The sequence below is a fragment of the Scytonema sp. UIC 10036 genome (assembly GCF_009725235.1).
This window is the reverse complement of the sequence record NZ_WJFC01000148.1, coordinates 1-20,934: the sequence shown is the minus strand read 5'-3', so window position 1 is coordinate 20,934 and position 20,934 is coordinate 1. Positions and strand designations below refer to the sequence as shown.

At 42.8% G+C, this 20,934-nt stretch carries 24 protein-coding genes; 12 read left to right on the top strand and 12 right to left on the bottom strand.

The window, feature by feature from the left end; all coding sequences use genetic code 11:
• Positions 1 to 195 precede the first annotated feature (195 nt).
• A complete protein-coding gene (locus tag F7734_RS43235; RefSeq protein ID WP_155750538.1) occupies positions 196 to 978 on the top strand; it encodes a helix-turn-helix domain-containing protein in 783 nt (260 codons plus the stop codon).
• 30 nt (positions 979 to 1,008) lie between these two features.
• Positions 1,009 to 1,593, top strand: coding sequence for a terminase small subunit (locus F7734_RS43230; protein ID WP_155750537.1), 585 nt, complete (start codon positions 1,009 to 1,011; stop codon positions 1,591 to 1,593).
• 134 nt (positions 1,594 to 1,727) lie between these two features.
• Here the strand turns inward: F7734_RS43230 and F7734_RS43225 are convergent, their stop codons facing one another.
• From F7734_RS43225 to F7734_RS43195, 7 genes are all read right to left on the bottom strand, one after another.
• Positions 1,728 to 2,066 carry a hypothetical protein gene (locus F7734_RS43225; protein WP_155750536.1) on the bottom strand — a complete coding sequence of 113 codons (339 nt, stop codon included), beginning with the start codon at positions 2,064 to 2,066 and terminating at the stop codon, positions 1,728 to 1,730.
• Between the two features lie 25 nt (positions 2,067 to 2,091).
• Entirely contained in the window at positions 2,092 to 5,436 is a 3,345-nt protein-coding gene (locus F7734_RS43220) for a plasmid replication protein, CyRepA1 family (protein WP_155750535.1), read from the bottom strand.
• Entirely contained in the window at positions 5,433 to 5,600 is a 168-nt protein-coding gene (locus tag F7734_RS43215) for a hypothetical protein (protein ID WP_155750534.1), read from the bottom strand. The genes F7734_RS43220 and F7734_RS43215 overlap by 4 nt, the downstream gene beginning before the upstream one ends.
• Positions 5,601 to 5,934: 334 nt before the next feature.
• Positions 5,935 to 6,888 carry a hypothetical protein gene (locus F7734_RS43210; protein WP_155750533.1) on the bottom strand — a complete coding sequence of 318 codons (954 nt, stop codon included), beginning with the start codon at positions 6,886 to 6,888 and terminating at the stop codon, positions 5,935 to 5,937.
• Between the two features lie 16 nt (positions 6,889 to 6,904).
• Positions 6,905 to 7,567, bottom strand: coding sequence for a site-specific integrase (locus F7734_RS43205; protein WP_166482508.1), 663 nt, complete (start codon positions 7,565 to 7,567; stop codon positions 6,905 to 6,907).
• 1 nt (position 7,568) lies between these two features.
• Entirely contained in the window at positions 7,569 to 7,886 is a 318-nt protein-coding gene (locus F7734_RS43200; RefSeq protein ID WP_155750532.1) for a hypothetical protein, read from the bottom strand.
• Positions 7,883 to 8,080, bottom strand: a complete 198-nt coding sequence (locus F7734_RS43195) for a hypothetical protein (RefSeq protein WP_207714342.1) — start codon at positions 8,078 to 8,080, stop codon at positions 7,883 to 7,885. Before F7734_RS43195 ends, F7734_RS43200 begins: the two co-directional genes overlap by 4 nt.
• A 186-nt stretch (positions 8,081 to 8,266) precedes the next feature.
• Between F7734_RS43195 and F7734_RS43190 the strand changes: the two genes are divergently transcribed.
• From F7734_RS43190 to F7734_RS43165, 6 genes are all read left to right on the top strand, one after another.
• The gene (locus F7734_RS43190; RefSeq protein ID WP_155750531.1) at positions 8,267 to 8,854 is read left to right on the top strand and encodes a hypothetical protein; all 588 of its coding nucleotides are present in this window, start codon (positions 8,267 to 8,269) and stop codon (positions 8,852 to 8,854) included.
• A gap of 11 nt (positions 8,855 to 8,865) precedes the next feature.
• On the top strand, positions 8,866 to 9,492 hold the full coding sequence (locus F7734_RS61200) for a hypothetical protein (RefSeq protein WP_166482507.1): 627 nt from the start codon (positions 8,866 to 8,868) through the stop codon (positions 9,490 to 9,492).
• A 143-nt stretch (positions 9,493 to 9,635) separates the two neighbouring features.
• A complete protein-coding gene (locus F7734_RS43180) occupies positions 9,636 to 10,475 on the top strand; it encodes a hypothetical protein (RefSeq protein ID WP_155750530.1) in 840 nt (279 codons plus the stop codon).
• Between the two features lie 62 nt (positions 10,476 to 10,537).
• The gene (locus tag F7734_RS43175) at positions 10,538 to 12,853 is read left to right on the top strand and encodes a hypothetical protein (protein WP_155750529.1); all 2,316 of its coding nucleotides are present in this window, start codon (positions 10,538 to 10,540) and stop codon (positions 12,851 to 12,853) included.
• 204 nt (positions 12,854 to 13,057) lie between these two features.
• The gene (locus F7734_RS43170; protein ID WP_155750528.1) at positions 13,058 to 13,279 is read left to right on the top strand and encodes a hypothetical protein; all 222 of its coding nucleotides are present in this window, start codon (positions 13,058 to 13,060) and stop codon (positions 13,277 to 13,279) included.
• 100 nt (positions 13,280 to 13,379) lie between these two features.
• Entirely contained in the window at positions 13,380 to 14,201 is an 822-nt protein-coding gene (locus F7734_RS43165; RefSeq protein WP_155750527.1) for a hypothetical protein, read from the top strand.
• A gap of 333 nt (positions 14,202 to 14,534) precedes the next feature.
• Here the strand turns inward: F7734_RS43165 and F7734_RS43160 are convergent, their stop codons facing one another.
• Positions 14,535 to 15,074 carry a hypothetical protein gene (locus F7734_RS43160; protein ID WP_347566382.1) on the bottom strand — a complete coding sequence of 180 codons (540 nt, stop codon included), beginning with the start codon at positions 15,072 to 15,074 and terminating at the stop codon, positions 14,535 to 14,537.
• A gap of 181 nt (positions 15,075 to 15,255) precedes the next feature.
• On the opposite strand from F7734_RS43160, the gene F7734_RS43155 reads away from it, so the two are divergent.
• The 3 genes from F7734_RS43155 to F7734_RS43145 all read left to right on the top strand — a co-directional run bounded on the left by F7734_RS43155 (position 15,256) and on the right by F7734_RS43145 (position 18,055).
• The gene (locus tag F7734_RS43155; RefSeq protein ID WP_155745917.1) at positions 15,256 to 15,396 is read left to right on the top strand and encodes a hypothetical protein; all 141 of its coding nucleotides are present in this window, start codon (positions 15,256 to 15,258) and stop codon (positions 15,394 to 15,396) included.
• 544 nt (positions 15,397 to 15,940) lie between these two features.
• Positions 15,941 to 16,312, top strand: coding sequence for a hypothetical protein (locus F7734_RS43150; protein WP_155745916.1), 372 nt, complete (start codon positions 15,941 to 15,943; stop codon positions 16,310 to 16,312).
• A 36-nt stretch (positions 16,313 to 16,348) separates the two neighbouring features.
• A complete protein-coding gene (locus F7734_RS43145) occupies positions 16,349 to 18,055 on the top strand; it encodes an IS1634 family transposase (protein WP_166481969.1) in 1,707 nt (568 codons plus the stop codon).
• 289 nt (positions 18,056 to 18,344) lie between these two features.
• On the opposite strand, the gene F7734_RS43140 is transcribed toward F7734_RS43145, so the two are convergent.
• Together F7734_RS43140 and F7734_RS65720 are read right to left on the bottom strand one after the other, a co-directional pair.
• Positions 18,345 to 18,629 (bottom strand): hypothetical protein, encoded by a 285-nt coding sequence (locus F7734_RS43140; protein ID WP_155750526.1) that lies wholly within the window; start codon positions 18,627 to 18,629, stop codon positions 18,345 to 18,347.
• 361 nt (positions 18,630 to 18,990) lie between these two features.
• Positions 18,991 to 19,125: a hypothetical protein gene (locus F7734_RS65720; RefSeq protein WP_279239827.1), complete on the bottom strand. Its 135-nt coding sequence runs from the start codon at positions 19,123 to 19,125 to the stop codon at positions 18,991 to 18,993.
• Positions 19,126 to 19,458: 333 nt separating this feature from the next.
• Here F7734_RS65720 and F7734_RS43135 point away from each other — a divergent pair, with 333 nt between their 5' ends.
• Complete coding sequence (locus F7734_RS43135; RefSeq protein WP_155750525.1) at positions 19,459 to 19,722, top strand: hypothetical protein; 264 nt, start codon at positions 19,459 to 19,461, stop codon at positions 19,720 to 19,722.
• Positions 19,723 to 19,992: 270 nt separating this feature from the next.
• Here the strand turns inward: F7734_RS43135 and F7734_RS43130 are convergent, their stop codons facing one another.
• Positions 19,993 to 20,373: a hypothetical protein gene (locus F7734_RS43130; protein WP_155750524.1), complete on the bottom strand. Its 381-nt coding sequence runs from the start codon at positions 20,371 to 20,373 to the stop codon at positions 19,993 to 19,995.
• Between the two features lie 34 nt (positions 20,374 to 20,407).
• The gene (locus tag F7734_RS43125) at positions 20,408 to 20,620 is read right to left on the bottom strand and encodes a hypothetical protein (RefSeq protein ID WP_155750523.1); all 213 of its coding nucleotides are present in this window, start codon (positions 20,618 to 20,620) and stop codon (positions 20,408 to 20,410) included.
• Positions 20,621 to 20,934: the final 314 nt, after the last annotated feature.

The window sequence follows — 20,934 nt, the reverse complement described above, 5'->3', positions numbered from 1 at the left end:
ACCAGCTTTAGAGACTAGCGTAGACACTAGTATCTACACGATTTTCCCAGCGATTGCCCGTCTGACAGTGACATCAGGGGAAGCGACAGAGAAGCGACATTCCTAACGACATTTGGGCGACATTGTACGCCATGATGACGACAACAAACGACAATATTATGTAAGTAGTTGTGTCAGAGCGACAATAAGCGACAAATGAAAAACAGTAAAAAAGCTAAGGAACTAGCCTGGAAGCTTTACCAACAAAAAGAAACAAGTGACTCCATAGCTGTACGCTGCAAGGTTTCAAGGCGAACAGTTCAACGCTGGTTTAAGGAGTTTGAGCAAACTCCCATAATAATTACTGGAAAGGGTGAAACCCCTGAGAGTGAAGACTTTCAGGCGAATACTGTCACCGCATTGTCGCTAACGACACCTCTACCTATTTTAGAAAGAATTGCAAACCTTGAACCTGGTGAAACTTTAGACCTCACTATAAGCAGCAGAATGGCAATTCGTTTACTGAATCTGGCTGAAATTGCGCTCGCTACAGTTGAAGATTGTTTGACAAATTCTGATATAAAACCATCTGACAGACTAAAAGCGGCTCAAATAGTTGGGCAATGGGTGGGATTGGATGACAAGGACAGAAGGTCAATCATCGCTCAAGTAGCTCTTACTTGTGGCGCTGACCTAGAAACCGTAAATATTGAGAAATCATCTGCAATCGTCAAGTCACGAGACGTATTGTCCGCCCAGTGGAGACTGAACGAAGAGCAAAGGCAAAAACAAGCAGCTTCAAAAGAAAGAATCCGCAAGTACAATGATGAGATTTATGAGAACTTTTGGCGCACTCAAACTCTTCCCGACTCACTAAGTCAGGATTTTGATATAAACTATTTCTTGAACTCTTTAGAATGCGATTCGGATGACTCAGAAGATTACAAAGTCTACCAACAAGCGGTGAAAGTTTTGCGCTCACGCGGTTACCAATGTTGAAAGCAGCCGAAAATTTAACTAAGGGATGAAATGGTCGAACTTCCATTGAGAAAATCTTCAGGTCTAGAAGAAAGCTTAAGTCTGAAACAATTAGCGTTTTGTCATGAATACATGATTGATAAAAATCCAATTTTTGCGTATATAAGGGCTGGATACCTTGGTCGAGGAAAAGTAGCTGAAAAAGAAAGTTCAAGACTATTGAAACTAACAAAAATTCAAACCAAACTACAGGAACTAAAAGCTCAAGAGTCCAGCCAGGTATTAGACCTACCTCGACGTGTAGTGAAAGAATTTGAAAAAATTGCTTTTTCTCGTTCTCCGAATTTGATAGAAAATTTTGGAGAGGGAAGCAACGATAACAATCTTCAAGCAGCTATTCGTGAAATTCAAGTGACTCAGACGGATATCACTTTATCAATGCATGACAAATCTAGAGCGTTGCAGGCACTTGCTCAAATTTCTGGGTTGAACCATGATTTGAACTTTGCGCTCGCGACACTAAGAAAATATGGCTTGCATCTATATCAAGAGAACGGTACATGGCTCCTGTCAGATGAGCAACACCACAACGATATCCAACTCATTGAGAGCGAGGTTGAAGAAGAGAATTCTTGACAACATTATCCAGCCATGCTATGGAAATTTCTCGTTTCATTGTCGTAACATTGTCGCTAAGTCCTTTGACACACTACGACGCATAACCCATTCAGCGTGGACGTGACGAATTGGAGCAAAGCGACTTGACGCATTTATGCATCAAGCATGATAAAATCTTGCATCACCCCAATAACTGAAATTTTTAAACGCTCGCCATCGACAATAGCATTCCAGGTATAAAGCTGCCTGTAGTTGAAATATTTAGTGATTTGACGAGCTTTAGATTTAATCAAATCAGCTATTGCGTTAAACGAGCGAACTGTATCAGGGTCTGTTTGTCCGTACCATTGGACTTCAAACCAGGTTCCTTTTAACATTGCAGTACCTGAGTACTCATTTTGTGTCAAATTACCGACACTACCCACTATTTCAAAAACTTTAGATTTGCCATAATTAGGGTCAAGCTGTTTTCTTCGCTTCGCTTCTCCCATGGAAAAACCTCCATCAAACAATATTTTAAGAGATACACCATTCAACCCAGTTTGGTGCTAGTTCGAGAAATCGCGCAAATTGGGTTGAATCGGCATCTTCCCACAGAGACATAACTGCAAACCTTTCATCCTCACTCAAACACTGAAGAAGGTCTTGGATTGCCTTGACCCCAAATCGAAGTGAGTTCATTGCCAACCGAGCCACTTTTTTTGCTCGTTCCGTGAAAGGGCTATCCTCAGTATTATCATCATTTGGCTGATTTGAGCGCTCGTTTTCTGCCTCTGTTGATTGGTGTCCAGACCCCCCCTCAAAGTACTTTCCACCTATAAATGGGGGGGGTGTGGACACGGGAGGAGATTCGGGGTTAATGCCGTACTGTGCAAGCATTCCAGCAGTTCGGCGTTCTGCTGTCTCTTTGTCAAGTTGTCGCTGTCGCTCTTTCTCCTCTCGCCGCAATTGGCGGTATTCTAAAACCTGTTGGGCGAAAGTTAAATCATCTGGGTTAAGGGTATACTGGCGAACTCGGTGTCCTCTGGCTCCGATTCGACGTGAAACAGTAGATAGTCCTAACTGTTGTAGGTAAGTTCCCAAAATCCACATTGGGTTCACATTTTCAACTGGAATTGTTATGCCGAGTATTTGCTTGATGTGGGGGGCAAATTGATGAGATCGCTCTCGTAAATTAAGTAGAATTTCCTCGGTGCCTGTAAACTCCTGACCTTTGAGCATCATTGAGAGCAAAACATCTCTCAGTCCTAATGAGTGACGCATTTGCCAACTGGTAGAGTAGTTACCCCAATCAGTACAAATTGACAAGCGCTCTCGCTCCTGCTTGTCGCGTTCTGCAACTAATTGCGGTGGAGTTTGGAACTCTCTCCCCTGTTCATCAACAATTGTTTCTTCTGGGGGCAGTAAAATTGCTTCCAGACTTACTAACTTACGAATTAATCGCCCAGAATCATCTTTTTCTACTAATTCTGGGGTGACAGGCATCCCGTAGCTATCAAAGATTCGGAACTTCTCGCATTCAAGACTTTCCTCTGGTTTGAGATAATCTTGTTTTTGGCGGGCATCATATGTTTTGCGGTCGATATCTTTGGCATTGGCAACCGCTTCACAATGTTCTCGGTCAAGAATCTCACAGGCGGTCTTCATTAAATTCTTAGCTGCTTCATTAGCTCCATCTCCCATCGGAATAATGGTATTTCCCATGAAATCAAGAAGCGATCGCAAATCTTGGCGTAAATTATTGATGGATAAGTTTCGTTGCGCCTCAAGCTGGCAAGAGATATCTAGCGCCCAATCCTTCTCAACCCCTCTGCGACCGGTCTCGCGGTCAATGCGAATGAGGAACGCGGTCATCTCATTTTTTTGTAAGTATCGTTCTTTAATACGTCTGGGGTTGGTTTCGTTGTAGCCAAACGGTGGACGTTCAGCCACCCAAACGTGCATGGGGATGTTAGTTCTGTTCCTCCATAGTTGTTGGGCGCACTCGTTTGCTGATTGAGAAACTGCATGGAATGCGCCGAAAATGATATCAAAATAATCAACACTAATGTCAACCCCCGTTCCCAAGCTAGGACTGGTTAGCAACACGTCTATGCTCTTAAGAGCTGTGTTAATTTCTTGTATGAACAATTGGTTTTCTTCGCTGCCAGAATTCTCACTGTGGATTGCCCACACTCGTAACTGACGGTCTGCCTCTGGTTCTGGGGTATCGTCTTGGGTGTCGCTGTGCAAAACATTGCCCAGCATCAAAAAACTGCGCTCAAGCTTTTTAATAAAGCGCTTAGAATCACTAACAACTATCGCTTTCTTTCCGGTCAGTACTTGGGCGTGTATTTGTGCTATCAAAGCACTGCTGTTAGTACCTTCGTACCAAAAAACCTCTCGCCCTCCCGACTTCCAGTTATTCTGAATAATAAAAGGTGACTCTCCTTGGGGACGCATAGCACGGAAGAAGTCTATTGTCAAGTCGTCTAGATGGGCATCCGCCAAAACTACGAGTTTTGCTCGGTAAACTACAGCTTCCAGAACCTCTAGAATACTTGCCCGATGATTGCGACAGGTTTTAGACTTCAGCAGGTGAGCGAGATACTGACAAGCTTCATCAACAAAAACACACCCGTAGGCTTGTAAATTATTTGCCATTTTATACAGCGAATCAATGGTGATGCTGAGAGCTTTGGTTTCCCCTAAGCTACCGCCGTTGACTGCGTTGTACATAACAGTCTCCAGTCTGCCTGCAAGATTTCTCAGCAAGTTTACCCTGTGACCGTTGTTTAAAAAGCTCTCTTCTGGGTGTTCCTTCCGCCAACGTGACAAGAGTTCAGTTTTCCCAGTACCCATGTCACTTTGAATACATATCAACCCAGAGTCAGGTAGTTTTGTGACCGCATCCGAGAGGAAGCGCGTGTTGACCATGATATCAGGTCTGTACTTATGCAGCCCTCTTGACCTGTTGAGGCGAATTTCTGCTTGATATTCGGTAAGCTTTCTAGCATCACCAATGAGCGCGGTGACAGATGTGTTAGCTTTTTTACCCAAAGCGATAATCCAATCATCGATCCCCTTTTCCTGACCTGGGAGTAAAGCGACTTTGCAATGGCTTGCTTGACGGGTAATTGCCCATCCGGTGCGCGTAGTAGCTTTGTAAACTTGTTTTCTAGTTGAGGGATTGGTTTCGTAGTCAAATAAAATGATAAATTCCCGTCCTGTTTGGGCAACAGGAATTAAATCAGGATGCATCCGCTCTAGTTCACGCTCACCGATGCGACCACCCCATATCCCCGGTAATCCTACAGCCACAAATCCCAGTGATAATAAAGACGCGGCTTTTTTCTCACCCTCACTCAGAACAATCGGGATTTCGGGATGAGAAACCACCCAAGCCCAAAAACCGATCGCTTCCCCTGCTTCTGTGGTGACAATTTGTTCTGGCATGGGGACTCCATACCTCTTAGATACCATCTCCCAGATATGCAACGGGACCCGCAAGTAGGTAACGCGGTTGGGGGTCTTAGGGGGTGACTCATATTTTACAGGTTTCTCAGTAGGTTTTTGAGCTTCCTTGTCCCATCCCATGCGGGCAAAATCTGGTTTAAACCTTCCCCACTCCATTGGTTCCCAGTTGTTTAGGGGATCGAGTCCGCTAATCCACCAACCACCCTTGGTTACGTGGTCATATTGCCTGAGATATTTATCTCGCAGTCTTCTGTCATTGCGTCTAGCATTTTCGGGCAGAGCATAGAGCAGATGTTCTAGTGCGGAGTTTCCTTCTAAAGATTTAACGTTTAGCCGAATGATATCTTCATCTACTGCGCTGGCAAACCATTCATGAAGATGTGAAGGATTAGGGGTATAACTCATTGCCCTACCCCCTCTGCTTGCAGGTAGGCTAGTAGATTCAGGGCTGATTCACTGCTGTATCCAAACGCCTCTAAACATTGCAGACAATCAGTAAGGCGTTTTTGCTTGATTAAAGCACCGAGTTTTGGTAAAATGTCGTCAGTAGAAAAATTCAAAAAAATCATCGGCTGTCTCCCAAATTATTGGAGGACAGCCCTTAACTTTTTTAGCCTCTGGTGTGGCTAGGCATTGACTCAGCTAAGATAAAGGTGAAATATCGTTTTGCTGGGTGTCATCCGCAGCTAGGTGAATGGCTGTCAACCATTCTTGGTGGAGTTCGTAAGCTGAGCTACTGTCCGAAAGCTAAAAGCTGTCACCCGCTTTACTAATTAGATTGGAGCATACTTAATTGGGCAAAAGAAATTTTTCCAGAAAATCCCAAAAAGCTTATTCTGTAAGGATTTCAGGATGCCCCCTTCGATGCTAGCGTAGCGTATTTACTTGATAAGCATTTCGGCTTTATCCCCTCCCCCTCCTTTCACGTTTCGTTTTGCCACGATCGCAATGGATAGCTATAATATGTGAGTTTTTTTTGATTGTTGCTGCCCATTGTCGAAGTGAAGATATATATTGTTGCCAATAATCAGAGCGGAAAGTGTCGGCTTTATCTGCTAGATTGGTAGCGATACTGTAAAGCCGATAAGTTTGTGGCTGCTCAAATGAGCTTCCAGCGTTAGCTCCACCGTCCTCTAAAAAATCTGCAAAGTCTCGTATTGCTTTTGCTTCTTCGTCTTTGCTGGTACTGACTAGGACTTCTTCGCTAGTGATGAACTTAAGGACGGATTGCCTGTGTTCTTGAGCAATAGCATCAAGCCAATCCCAACTTCTAGGCATTTGTTGCAATTCAGCATCACTTAGAAAATCTCGACATTTAATACATAAATTTGATAATTGTAACCAGGGTTCTGACCAGGCGTTAAGCACTGATTTTATCTGATTGTCCACTTTAGGAAGAGAGCATAAATTTTTTCCCCAACTTTCACGGATGATGTAGACAGATGCGTAACTTAAACAAAATTCAAGTTGTAATAGTCTTTGTTCCTGAAAGTCATTTAAAGTGTTTGGCAGCAAGATAAAACTAGACCCTATAGACCTTAAAGGCTTCTCCATTCCCGGAACAGGGATTTTTTTTAAAGTTTGTTGTTTGATGCAAATACCCAGATTTTTATTTGCATTTTTATGCCTGACCCTACATAAGTTAATCTGATGAGGTAAAGCTGGTGACGACAAACTAAATAAAATATTGTTAGGATGCCGCCAATCATGAATCTCTAGTTTTCCTATGGGGGTGAGTGCGTAACTTTTGACAACCCAGTCATTGAACAGTTTTGATTTTTCCTCTGAAATAATCCCCCCCTTCTGTTGCCTCCCATGTATTTCTTGAAGCTGATTCCATAATAATTCTTCGTTCATAATTTTCTGATTAGGTTCAATCGCTCAAAAACGTTTCAGTGTCGGGGATTGAGGATACATCGGGATAACAATATTTCCCGATGCTGTCTTCATCCACAGGTGTCAACATCGACAAAGCGGCAATAGCCCCCCGAACCTGCGATTCTTCAACCTCAAGATATTTTTGCAATTGCTCTAAGTTCCTGTGTCCGCTAACCTCCTGAATGACTCGTAACGGTATCCCAGCATTACTCATTAGAGTTAACGCGGTACGACGGCAGCTGTGACTAGAAGCCCCAAGAATATCTACCCGCTTACACGCTTCTCGGAAAATAAAAGCAGCACTATCCTCATGAATATGACCTCTCCCCCAACGACCTGGGAAGAGATAACCGTCCAGAGTCTGTAATGGCTTGTAAACTTTTAGATGTTGCCGCAAATCATCCAGTACGGGAATGGTGCGGGTAGCAAGTTTACCTTTGGTGTTGCCTTTGCGGATAATGAGTTCTGGTCTGACTCGACCTTTTGAATCGTACACGTCCTTGACCCTCAAAGTTACGCATTCTTTGACCCGACAAGCAGTATAAAGCATTACAGCACATAAAGTTTTGTCCCTGATGGTAAGCAAGCCAGAAGTAAACAACCTCTGGATTTCTTCGGTAGACAAAACCTTTGCTTTACCGTGTCCGTCAATCTTCACGTTAGTTTTGGGGAAAATTTCTCATCAGCTGTAGAAGTATGGCTTCCAAACTTTGTAAAGCAGCATTGGTAGTCCTTTGATGCTCCTCAAAATTGCGTTGGTGTCGTTCGTGACTATCGCGTAGTTCTAGCAGCACGTCATCTAAGATGGCGCTACGTGCTAACACCCGATCCACATTGTCAGTAAGCATGGTTAATTGGTTTTGGGTGTTGGCTTGTCGTACTGCTAGATTGTCAAGCTGTTCTTGTGTCCTGGCTTGTCTTTGCGCCAGTTCGGTTAGTATCTGGCGGATGTCGTCATCTGGCTGGTCTTGGGTCATGCTACACCTCTATCTTTCTTGGCTGATTCATCTCGTGATTCTATCCATCCTTCTCTATCTCTTACGGCAAGTTCTAGAAGAACAGCTGCTAGGTTACTTACTGACCTTCTTTCCTCATCTGCCCACTTTTCTAGGAAGTCATATACACCGTCTGGCAAATATACGGCTAATCTTTTACTCATTTCAGTAAACATAACTCATCACCAAATTATCGCTTTTCCATGCTGTTTTGTGTTGACCTAAATAAAAACTAGCATTTATAAATGCTGTCTAGTGTCGTATACGTGCTATATTAGCATAGATGCGACACAGCGGCAATTCCGGAACTAATCGGAAGTACCGCGATAATCGCTCAAACGCAGTAATAACAAGGACTTTGAATGAATCAACCTATCCAAGCGGAAATAATTCCGGAACTTCCACCGGAAGTGGTAACGGAAAGTGCGGAAATTTCTGCAACATCTTTGATCACTTACAGTAGTTCCGAACTAGCCCAACATTTTCAGACAAGCGATCGCACAATTAGAAACTGGCTGAAGCGGGTACGCGAAATTTTTTACTGGTGTCCGGATAAATTGACGGCTGGCACTCGTTACAGTCAATTCTGTTTTGACCAACTGCAAGCTTATAAATCGACTGTGGTAGATGGAGGCAAGCCATACCAGAATTACAGAGATGAGATATGGACTATACAAGCCCCAGCAAAACAGGTTAATTCTGGAAGTGCAATTGTTTTGTCAGCCCATCGTGACAATACGCTAGCCGATCGCAAACTGACCCAATCAGCTGAGATTTTAGACACCACTAGAGAAGCCATCAAGGACGCATACCAACAACAGCCCACACTAGCTAAAGGACTGGCTAAATTGTTCGCGGCACGATTTAAGCAGGAGTTTGCGAGCGAATACGCAACGGAAATCAAGCAAGCTGTTCAAGAAGTCCTAGAAACAACTGAGTTTGAACGGTAGGATCTGCAACTATGAATCCTGAAATCAAGCCAATTATTTATCAGACATTGGCACGTAAAAACAACTGTGAAGCTATGCAAGAACTTGCTTATAGAGTTGACGCAAGCACCAACACTAACCAAGTGCAGTTGTTAGAGCCAAGCCAACAAATCATTGAAAATAAGGAGGAAAAAGTGAGCTTTGGTGAACATTTAGAAAACACTGTTCTAGGCTCTCTAGACAAAATTGACGATATGATTAAGCGGCATAAAGAATGGAACGATGAGAGTGTAGCACTAGGGTTGATTTCGGATGACGAAAAGCTTCGGACTCTTAAAGCTGACTTATACCGTGAAGTGCGACTGAGACAGCCTAATCAGGAATTAATTCTCAACCTGACCCAGGCTATTCAAATGCTAGAAGAAATCAAGCACACCAAAGAGACACGAGAGCTAGAACACAGAAAATTGAACCTAACTTTTCCAGCACAGATAAACGGCATACTCAATACTTCTCTAGCGTTTATCTTGTTAATTGTTCTAGGTTCCTACGCTGCATCATTCACCTGTGGTAATGCCCTTACCCCATTTTGCGGTTATGCGCGATCTGTGGTGTATCCCATCAATAAATTCTTCTCCCCTGTTGATGCTGACAACTAAAATCCTTGCTCTATCGCTCACGACACTTGCGATATCTGTACTACTCGATATTGCATTCTAGGTTGAAAGTCGGGACGAATCGCAAAATTTCCCCGACTTCAACGACCTCTGCTAACAATACTCAAACAAAGGATTTTTTAATTATGCCATCAAGAAAAGGTACAGTAACAGGCGCAAACCTTGATAATCCCAACCGTGGCAAGAAAGGCGCTTTAACCGGGTCTAAACGCGTCACCGGGGAGGGTGAAGGCACACCATTGCCAGATGTCCCCAGTCCATATGGTTTCGATTCCTCCCCAGAGGTTGCGGCTACAGATGAAGCGGCACGAGCAAATCTTAAAGAAAAACTTCAACAAGCTGGACAAGTCATTGCACCCGTGGTTGGTGCGGTTGGCGCAGCTGTTAAGGGAGTAGCGAGTCAAGTAACAGCCACGGTTAACGGGTCAATTGATTACAATCCCTCAAGCTTAACCAATGGCACTGTAGACGCGGCTGGCATACTTTCTAAAGCAGATGCTTCTGTAGATGAGTCCGTACCTCAGTTAGATTCCGGTGAAGCCATTAAACGCAACATAATCATAGCCAGACAGCGAAATTATGTTGGAGTTGCCATCAACAACACCAAGCTTAAGCAAGATTTAGCAACACTTGACCTAGAACAACAACGCTTGATTGGCTTATTAATTGATGGTAAAACAGCCCGAATCAACAATGAGAAAAAAGCTGTCACCTATCACCGTTCGGTTGTTGGTCGTGACATTGAACTGTCAAAACTTGAACAAGATAACGAACTACTCACACAACAACAAATTAGAACTGAGGGTACTCAAAACCAGACCGAACTCATTAAGGAGCAAGAACAGCTTAAGGTTGATAAACTTCGTGAGGAAGTCGAAAAACAGAAGTATGAGATAGAGAATATCGCATACGAAAAAGAAAAAATCAAGCAAGAGGCTGTGGCTAAATTTGCAGCAGGATTCTAAATAGCTGAGAAAAAAGAGGGGTGAAATTCCCCTCTCATTTTGTAAGTAAAGGAAAAGAAATAATGATAGCTAATCATATCTATTATGGGGTATTTGTTGGTAGTAGCCTACTCGGAATTGTTGGCAGTATCCAAGCTTGGAATTTACCCCAAGGATGGCAGAAAAGTCTAGCACTAACTATTGGTGTTGCAGGTACTACTTCAGCTTTAGTTTGTGTTGGATTGGGAATAGCTTATGGTGAAAAACATCGGTCATTAGAAAAAGAAACTACCGAACGAATTCACCAGATTGAGCAAACTAAAAACCGAGAGCTAACTGATTTAAAAGTTACTATCGATAACCTGAAAAGCAGCATTAAAGTACTTGAAAGTCAAGAGGGTAGGTACACTGAACAAATCAACAATCTCAAGTCTCAACTCAATGAGAAGTCAGAACATTTTTTAAGAATTGTTGCTGAGAAAGACTTAAAAATCAGCGAGTTACAAGGTATTGTTAGTGAGCGTGACAAGCGAGTTGAGGAATTCTTAGAAGATTCTAGGAAGTACACTAGAAACTTTTTCTCATTGAGGTATGCCCAACTAGCATCAATAGAGAAAGACCTTAAGAAACTAGAAGATAGCCCAGCAATCCAGCAAAGGCTCAAAGATGTACGGGAACTCAAAGATGAAATGAATGAAGCCTTATCAGAACTAAAAAACCTTAACATTAAGGACTTTAAGACAGTCTTAGACTTCATTTATGAATTCGATAACAATTTTCTAGGAATGAAGGTTAAGTGGAGGAATTCACTACTAAAATCAAGCCAGCTAGAAAATAAAGAACTCAAAGAATCGCTCAAAAACTCAATGCCCTTAGATATTGCTATAGACCGACACAAGCAAGGATTAGATGAAGTGGATGAACGAATTACAGAGAAATATGAGAACTTACTGCTGAATAACAATTCAATCCACGCTCAACTATTAGACCTACTGGAGCAACGAAATTTAGTAATCAATGACCTAACCAATGAGATAGAAAATTTACAAAATGAAAACAAAGAACTGCAAAAGCCACTGTTAGCAATTGGCACTTCTGATTATGCGTTAGCTGCTAACAGAATTGCTAATTACTATCATGAGAACTACGGTTATAAGCTTGATGTGATTAACTGGACTGAGACAGAAACGGGATACAGTATTTTATTTGCAACACGTCGTAATCCCGGTTTAACAGAAGATATGCTGCTACCACACAACACCCTAGAACAGTTAGCAGCATTTACCAATTGTTTAGTTGGAACGCTACCCAAATTTACTTTCAACTATCAACACAGCACTGTTACCCTTGATGTTACCCTACGCAAGCCAGTGACTAAGGAAATCACCGTAGAAGACATTTTTAGGGAGTGCGGCATTATTCGGGCTGAACTATTTGGGCAAACTATCCGCAAGTACCATATTGAGAAAACTGGTAAGCCTACGTTACGGGTCATGAGTGCCACAGGTGGAGGTAAGGGTATAGCGGTCAAAAACCTACTTCACTACTACCTACACAATTTAGATGGTTATGAAATCTGGTTGAGTGACCCTCAGCACGGGTCAGAAGAGGACTACTGGGATTGTGAAAAAGCAGCAACCAACCCCGATCAAGCATCAAACCTGTTTAACAAGTTTGCTCAACTGTTGCGATCGCGTGATGCTAAAACGTCCACTGACCCTAAAACACCAGTCCTAGCTATCTTTGATGAATTCGACAAAAAACACGACTTGGATGATAAAAAGACCGCAAGTGAAATCTGGACTACCATTAGGCATCACAGCATGAGACTGGTTTTAATTGGTCAGTCTGGGGAAGTTGGTAAAAATCGTTGGACGTGGGATGAGATGAACAACTGCTGCTTGCTGTTTATCTCGAATGCGATCGACACTTTCATCAAACACGCCGATAAAGACCTTGGGATGAATCCTGAGACGCTGGAGAAGTTTTCTAAGAACTACAACAAAGCATCTAAATGGATCGCAAAAGCTAATGAGGACATCTCCCCAGAGAACCAATACCGATTGGCTGCTTTGTACTGCAATGGTCAAGCATTGTTATTGGAAATCCCTGTGGCTCACAAAGGTATGCTCAATGATGGTAAGTCCTGGTTAGCGTCCAAGCCGTTTGAAAAAGTTGCTGAAATGAGTACAAATACTCAAAAAACACTAATTTCTAACATTTTGAATGAGGTTGAAAAAGAGATAGAAAATGAAGAGTTAGAACCTGTTGTTACTTGTCCTGAGTGCGGTTCTACAAAGACTAAAAAGAACGGCTGGTATAAAGGTTTGAGAAAAATGAATTGTAAGGATTGTGGACATCATTTCAAAATAGATGAGTCTATTACTAACAGTAATTAGACATTTGTAGGTGTTGTTGTTGCATTTTTATTCGTGGTGGTAATCAATTTTCAGCACCAACACAGCACCAACACAGCACCAAATAAAGCCTGAAATCCTTGATTCTACGTTGACTGCTAGCACCACATTTTTCCCTATAGGGGGTTAGCACCAATAGCACCATTAGCACCAATCAGCCAACAATTAATGTTAGGAGAAAATCAAATGGCTAAATTCATAGGTAACGATACACACACTTTTGACATTGAGAAAATCACTCTGATTCATTGGAGCGTTTTAGGAATTAAGGGTGAATCATGTGTGAAAGTTTTACTAAACAATAACAATGAAGTCGAACTATATTACACAATTTCTGACGACTATAAGCTAATTAACCAGTTAAGAAAAGTTTTAGGTCAAGAACCACTGAATAGACCTCATTGGTAAAATTTGTTCCCAATTGGGTACTTTTGACTCTTTCACGTGTTACGATGACAATAATTAAAGCTTCAAGTCTTTATCCAGTAAACAATAAGGAGATTTAGAAATGAGTGATAAAACTGCTAATGTACCCAAAAGTACCCGTAAAAAAACCGCCTCAAAAACACCATCTAAAATCAAAAAACACTTCCGGTCAGTCATCGACCTTGGAAACCATTGGATTAAAGCATATGTAGAAGGCTACGACTATCTGAGAGAACCAAGCTGGTATGCTCGCTGTCTCAACAACACTTCAGATAAGATTCCCGGTCATGTTAAATATATTGATGGCATTCGGGAAGATTTAAAAAACACTTGCTGGTTGGTTGGGACTCAAGCCGCAAGAAGTGGTAGCAGTGACCTCATTAGATTGGTCGATGATTACACGGGTAAATCTTCCTTGTGGTTACAGTACTTTCTTGGTGCATTAGCTCACTTGCCACAAGTTAATTCAGAGATGGCTTTTGAAGTCACCGTGACCTGTAACGACGTTAAGCGACACGAACCAGTAATTAGAAAGAACGAAGGTACCCACAAAGTAGAGTTAGCAGGTGTACCCGTATTGGTACAAATCAAGATTAATTCAGTGTACCCAGAAGGTATAGCCGCGCTCAAAAGTCAAAACTTAGACGGTGCGGTAACTATCTGTGACATTGGCGGTGGCAACACGTCCATCACTCGTTTCTTTAACTCCGAACTTGTTGGTGAGCCAGTTGTTAAGGATTTTGGTGCAGAATACCTGATTGAAAAAATCACTGTTAACTCCGACCTTAAAGCACTAATCAAGCAAGCCCCCAGCAAGGACGTGATTAATCGGAGTATCGAAACTGGGGTCAAGTTCAAAAAATCTGAGACTGGAGATAAGACTGTACGTTCGCTCATTTTGTGAGGGGGGGACGAATTAAAACCTTAGTGTGTAAGGTTTTAACGTGATTCTGGATCTGACGATCGTGATACCGTGTAATACTTGGAAAAAGATTTGTCAGCTTAACGGTGTATCACACGGAACAAAGGAAGCAGATTATCCGTGTAATATATGGAGAGCGGAGAATGCACAAAAAAGATTTTAAGAGTACAGGCTCTTCGGTGTAATACATGGAAGAAGAGCGCTATTCAAATAGGACTTACGGTGTAATACACGGTGGGGGCTGATGTTGAAATGGGACATTCAATTCCGTGTCTTATTGTCAAGGAGTGCTGATTTTATAGGGGGAAGACGTAATTATGTAGGGCTTTGCACTTGTTCTAGCTGATAAAGGGACTCAGGCATTTTTATTAAGGAGAGAATTTGTTTTTGCAGATCGGACAGAGGCGTGATGAAGATGGTAGAATCAGGGAGAAAATAGAGAGTTAAATTGCAAAAAGCCTTAAGCATTCGCTCCGCAGATGGGCGATTGGTTTTTCGCTTTGGATTGCCATCATAAAGACCAGCTAAAGATTGTTGAGTTTGCTCAAGAGCCAGCCGTACCACAAACTCCATTACTGTAAATACGCGCAAAGCTATGTTCAAAATGAACATTAAGCCAGTAATTCGGTCTTCGTTTTGGAAGTAAATGGGTAAGGCTGGCAAAGAACCTCTTTTAAAACGGTGAAACCCACGCTCCAAAAGCCATTCATCCCGGTAATACATTACAGCTTGTGGTAGGGTCAGTCGAGTGGTCGGGGCATTGGTGACATACAATCGCCATCCTGCCAAGGTTTCTGCTTCCTTAATCGCAGTATCAATCGGATGTATATGAAGTTGAAGACATATCTTAGTCACGCACTCAGTTCTGTACGTTCGCTCATTTTGTGAGGGGGGGACGAATTAAAACCTTACACACTAAGGTTTTAACGTGATTCTGGATCTGACGATCGTGATACCGTGTAATACTTGGAAAAAGATTTGTCAGCTTAACGGTGTATTACGCGGTACGAGGGAAATCAAACGTTCCGTGTAATACATGGAAATACAGAGAATTCACAAAAAAGACTGCGATCGCTCGATCGCGCAAGCCTCCCCCGGCTTATCGCTTCGGCGCAAGCCGCTCATGGTGCTTATCGCACTGACTTTCGGTGTAATACACGGTGTAGAGAAACAATAATGTTCTAAGAGTGGTATTACCCAGAAACCTTGATTTTACGTGCGCTGTACAACCTGAATTGACAATAAAGTTTTACCCTGAACTGAACTCACACCTTTTTTAGGGGGATGCCAATGACAATAAAGTTATCACCTAGATTTACCGGAATTGCCCTTTAACAAAGGGTTTTCTACCCAAAAGCAGCGGAGCAGTGTCTTTTTTAGTAGGGTTTCAGTGTCAGACTTTATTGCTGTGCGTTTGCTCCTGGTTGAAAGGGTGAGAGGAATTAATGCCTTACTGTGTAAGGTTTCAACGTGATTGTGGATCTGATAGTGGTGATACCGTGTAATACTTGGGGAAGGGTTTGTCAGCCCAACGGTGTATTACACGGTAAGAGGGGTCAGGTCTTTCCGTGTAATACATCGAAGGAGGCGATAAGCGAAGCTTAACGGCTCAAGCCGTATCGCGCAGAAATATGCCCTGGGTGTAATTCTTCATATTACGTCCGAAAGATACCGATTAAGGGTTAAAATTACGGTGTAATACACGGGAGAAGAGTAGAGTAATGTTGAAGCGGGACATTCAAGGGAAGTTCGCGCTCAAGGACGATGATTATCGTCAAGTGCGCTCACTAAGATTAACTGATGATACCTGGAAAGCTTTGGGGATCGCAGCTGAATGTTTTGGTATGACTAGATCTGATTACTTGGAACAGGTGCTTAGGGACAATGCTAGTCCAAGTATTACATGGGAAAAAGAGCCGATAAATCAAGCCAAAACTACTGTTGTTGAACTTGCGACTACGCCACTGTTGGTGGCAACACTTGAAACCTTACGTGACCAAGTTTTACTACAATTGAAGTTAGGTAAGCAAGCTCCAGGCTACAAAGCAGCACTTAAAGCCCTGAATCATTTTATTGCAGCACTAATTAGCTAGTATACACAAGAATCCGAATAGATTAGAGGAAAAACAGTGGAAATAAGTTCCGAGCGGATAGACGATATTCCGTTAATCGTGGAATGGCTCAAACAGATGGATCTAGCCAAATGTATTGACCAAAAACTGAGGGAACCCCACGGAAACCACAAAGGACTGAGCTACGGACAATTGAGTGTATTGTTATTAACATATATCATCACCGAGTCAGACCATAGGTTGTCTGCTGTGGAACCTTGGGTGCAAACACATCGAACGATTTTAGAGTTAAGTACGGGGTGGTCGATAGGGGAAAAAGATGCCAGTGATGACCGATTAGCAAGGGTAGTCGAAGAGTTAGGGTTGCAGTCACAAGCCAGGTTGGAAATAGAAGTAAAGCTAGGACGGCATCTAATTCGTGCCTACGAATTGCCGACTGTTGTGGCACGAGCTGATACAACTAGTTTTAGTGTGAATCATCAACAGGGAGAATCGCCAGAAGAAAGTCTACTGCGTCATGGGTACTCCAAAGATTTTCGCCCAGACTTGCTGCAATACCGTCAATTACTAGCAACCCTTGACCCAATGGGAATGCCTTTGGTCAGTGCCACCCTAGAAGGGAATGGAGCTGATGATCCATTATATTTTCCTACCTGGCAACAAATGGTAAAGGTGATTGGACACAAAAATTTTGTCTTCATCGCTGATTGTAAAGCAGGCTCGATTGCAACCCGCGCCACCATTGCAGCAAACCGAGGGATTTACTGCGTTCCTGTACCCATGAGTGGGCAACACCCCCAATATCTGAAGCAATGGGTACTCTCCCCGCCAGCAGAAACTGTGGAGATTCGTTTACCGCGACTTGATGAAGAAGAACCTGCTGTGGGAAAAGGCTTTGAAGTAGAGTTAGGCAAGTTTTGGTTCAACGAAGAAACTAACAAGTGGGTACGTTGGCATGAACGCTACTTAGTAGTTTATTCCCAAAGCCTTGCAGCATCTATTATCCGTGGTCAACAGCAACGCATTAACAATGCACAAACTGCTCTGGATAAATTAGCAGCCAAACCAGGAGAGGATCGCTTTCAACTCACCCAGAAAGTAGAAAACATTCTCACGCGCTATCGTGTCAACGATTTTTTCTCAACCACAATTACAGAAGAAATCACTCACCAAACTCGCCATGTCGGACGGGGACGACCATCAAAAAACTCTCCAACTGAGTGCGTGACTAAGATATGTCTTCAACTTCATATACATCCGATTGATACTGCGATTAAGGAAGCAGAAACCTTGGCAGGATGGCGATTGTATGTCACCAATGCCCCGACCACTCGACTGACCCTACCACAAGCTGTAATGTATTACCGGGATGAATGGCTTTTGGAGCGTGGGTTTCACCGTTTTAAAAGAGGTTCTTTGCCAGCCTTACCCATTTACTTCCAAAACGAAGACCGAATTACTGGCTTAATGTTCATTTTGAACATAGCTTTGCGCGTATTTACAGTAATGGAGTTTGTGGTACGGCTGGCTCTTGAGCAAACTCAACAATCTTTAGCTGGTCTTTATGATGGCAATCCAAAGCGAAAAACCAATCGCCCATCTGCGGAGCGAATGCTTAAGGCTTTTTGCAATTTAACTCTCTATTTTCTCCCTGATTCTACCATCTTCATCACGCCTCTGTCCGATCTGCAAAAACAAATTCTCTCCTTAATAAAAATGCCTGAGTCCCTTTATCAGCTAGAACAAGTGCAAAGCCCTACATAATTACGTCTTCCCCCTATAAAATCAGCACTCCTTGACAATAAGACACGGAATTGAATGTCCCATTTCAACATCAGCCCCCACCGTGTATTACACCGTAAGTCCTATTTGAATAGCGCTCTTCTTCCATGTATTACACCGAAGAGCCTGTACTCTTAAAATCTTTTTTGTGCATTCTCCGCTCTCCATATATTACACGGATAATCTGCTTCCTTTGTTCCGTGTGATACACCGTTAAGCTGACAAATCTTTTTCCAAGTATTACACGGTATCACGATCGTCAGATCCAGAATCACGTTAAAACCTTACACACTAAGGTTTTAATTCGTCCCCCCCTCACAAAATGAGCGAACGTACAGTGATTAGCTCTTTCCTGATTAAAATCACTACCAAATGCAGTTTCTAGCTTCTGGGTGTAATCAGCATCAAACCGGAACTGACTTAAATATTCAGTTGTATTCTGTAAAGCTTGATCTAAGATGCTATCTAAATCAGTTAATAAATAGTGAGACTTAGTAACGTCCCAAGGAAAACGGTCTGGACGTGCATGGTTACGTACAGTTTTGAAATCTTTCATATTCAACTCCTTAGTTGTGAATTGCTGATATTGTTTTCTTGAAATTTTTACGTGTAGTTAGTAAGATTACATAGATTAGTACAGCATACTAGGCAATTCTGCTGAGGGTAAATGCCAAGCCTAGGTATCAAATTAACTTACTTAACCTACTAATATAACTTTCGGGGTATTCCAGACTGGTAGATGTAAAGATTGTTCTAATTGTTAACACTGCATCATCAACGTGTGGACTGTAACTCAAAGCTGGAAGAAATTTGGGTTCAGAGCACTTGTAACAATTTAAACGCTTATGTTGATATTAGATACTAAGATGTGAGGAACTTGTGAGGATTTTGTAGATTATTAAAAATACATACACTTACTACGCATTTTGGCGTGATACTGTGCCACGAATTGCGATCGCAACTTTTCGGAAACCAATCCGTCGCGAGTCCACCCATAGCAAGCCCATCCCAGTCCCCAGTTCCCAAAGCCAGAGAGTCTGATACGTATACACTTTTGATACATTTAAGCACGAGGAAACACACCCATCGCACAACCATTCGTGACAAGTTAAGATAGCTTTGCTAAAAGCAATAAGCAATTATACTGAAGATAGATGCAAAGCTCTAGTATCAATGATCCACTTAATAAAAGGTTAGATATATAACGTGAGAAACTGGTGAGGATTTTGTAAATTATTGAAAATACACTCATTAAGCTTGTAGTTTAATTAGTACGTTAAATTTTGCTGTGACCGGGAGGTGGGCGGGGTGTTGGGTGCGGCATCGAGCTTGGCTATGCTGTCGCCTGTGGGTGAAGATGTCGTGAAATCAATCATTTGCGACAAGTGCATAACTGGTTACAACGTCGTAGCGAGTGGACTGCTAGAAGTATTGCACGGAGCGGCTTTTGGCTATCGCGTCTTGCATCTGGTTACGCTCGCTTGCTGGCATGGATGCAACTGGTTAGGACAGTTAAGAAACTGGTTATATTTTGCACAGCTTGTCCTTGTAACTGGTTATATCTACTGATATCTGGTTATGTCACGAGAGAGAACAAGATACAACTGGTTACAGATATTCTTGAAATCCGTAACCAGTTGTATCTATAGAGAAATGCCTAAGTGCTGACTCAAAATCTGAGGAAAATCCAATGGTTCCTCGTGACGCTGAAAGGCTATCGCATTTCTTATCTGGTTACGTCATGAGATAACAGGATAAAGTTGGCGTAACTAGTTGTTGCGATACGGCTTTAGCCGTTAAGCGAAGCTTATCGCATTCCCCATTCCCTACTCCTCACATCTGCCACATCCGCCGCGCCTCCAGTCCCCTGTGACCTTTGCGGCAACATTCCGGAATTGTCACCGCAAAGGTCTGATAGATTAGGCAGCTTGAAGGTTTGGATTGCGGTACGAAATCACGTGAGCGTTTAGCCTGGATCGCATCTCACGAACCGTTCCACCAGAAGGAAGCTCGCAACGCTTCAACCATGCGACCAAATCAGGTTTTTTCATGGATGCGATCGCGTCGGGCGAGGGTAAGTCAATTTCAGCTGTGCTTTCGCAATCCTCCTGTGCTTCCTCTGGGGTTTCAACTGGTTCATCAGCGCTAACAACCTCAGCTGCAACCTCTACAACGGGTCCATCGTTGGGTGGTGTAGGTTCAGCTTCTTCAGTCTCTGGCTCTTCTTTATCTGCTGGCAGCGCTGGCACTTCTGGTTCTTCTTCTGTCAGTGCCAACAGAGCATCCTTGAACTCTTGCACTCCGTCCTCACCATATGCGATACGGCTTTAGCCGTTAAGCTTCGCTTATCGCGACTGCCTTAAATGCCTTGGCAGCAGCCTCCAGCGCCGACTCAGCAGCTGCCTTGGCTGTAAGCTGTGCTTGCTCCTCTTGCTGGAACCGCGCTAACTGCTGGCGGGCAGCTTCCAGTTCGGCTTGCAGGTCATTAATGAGGTCTTCGGTAGCAGCAATATTTTGAGCGGTGATGGAATTGAATTTAGCGAACATCTGGTTTTCTCCTTATTTTTACTAGTTGCTGGTTGGGTGTTTCGTGGCGTGGTTCACCTCAACCTGTTATGCATATACTATAACTGGTTACAGAATGTCGCGTCAAGTGGTTATAACTAGTTAATTAATTGAATTTAACCAGATGTTTTTGCGAATCTCACGAGAAGTCTCTATGGTTTAGGCTCGTCTCAGTAGTAGTTATATTTAATGCATCGGTGTGTGATATTTCTCCCTTTGGTTTATATAAAAGAATGGGGGAAATGTCACGGCGGAGTTAGTATGAGTTAGGCGGGGGCGGGGGGCGGGGTGGGGAG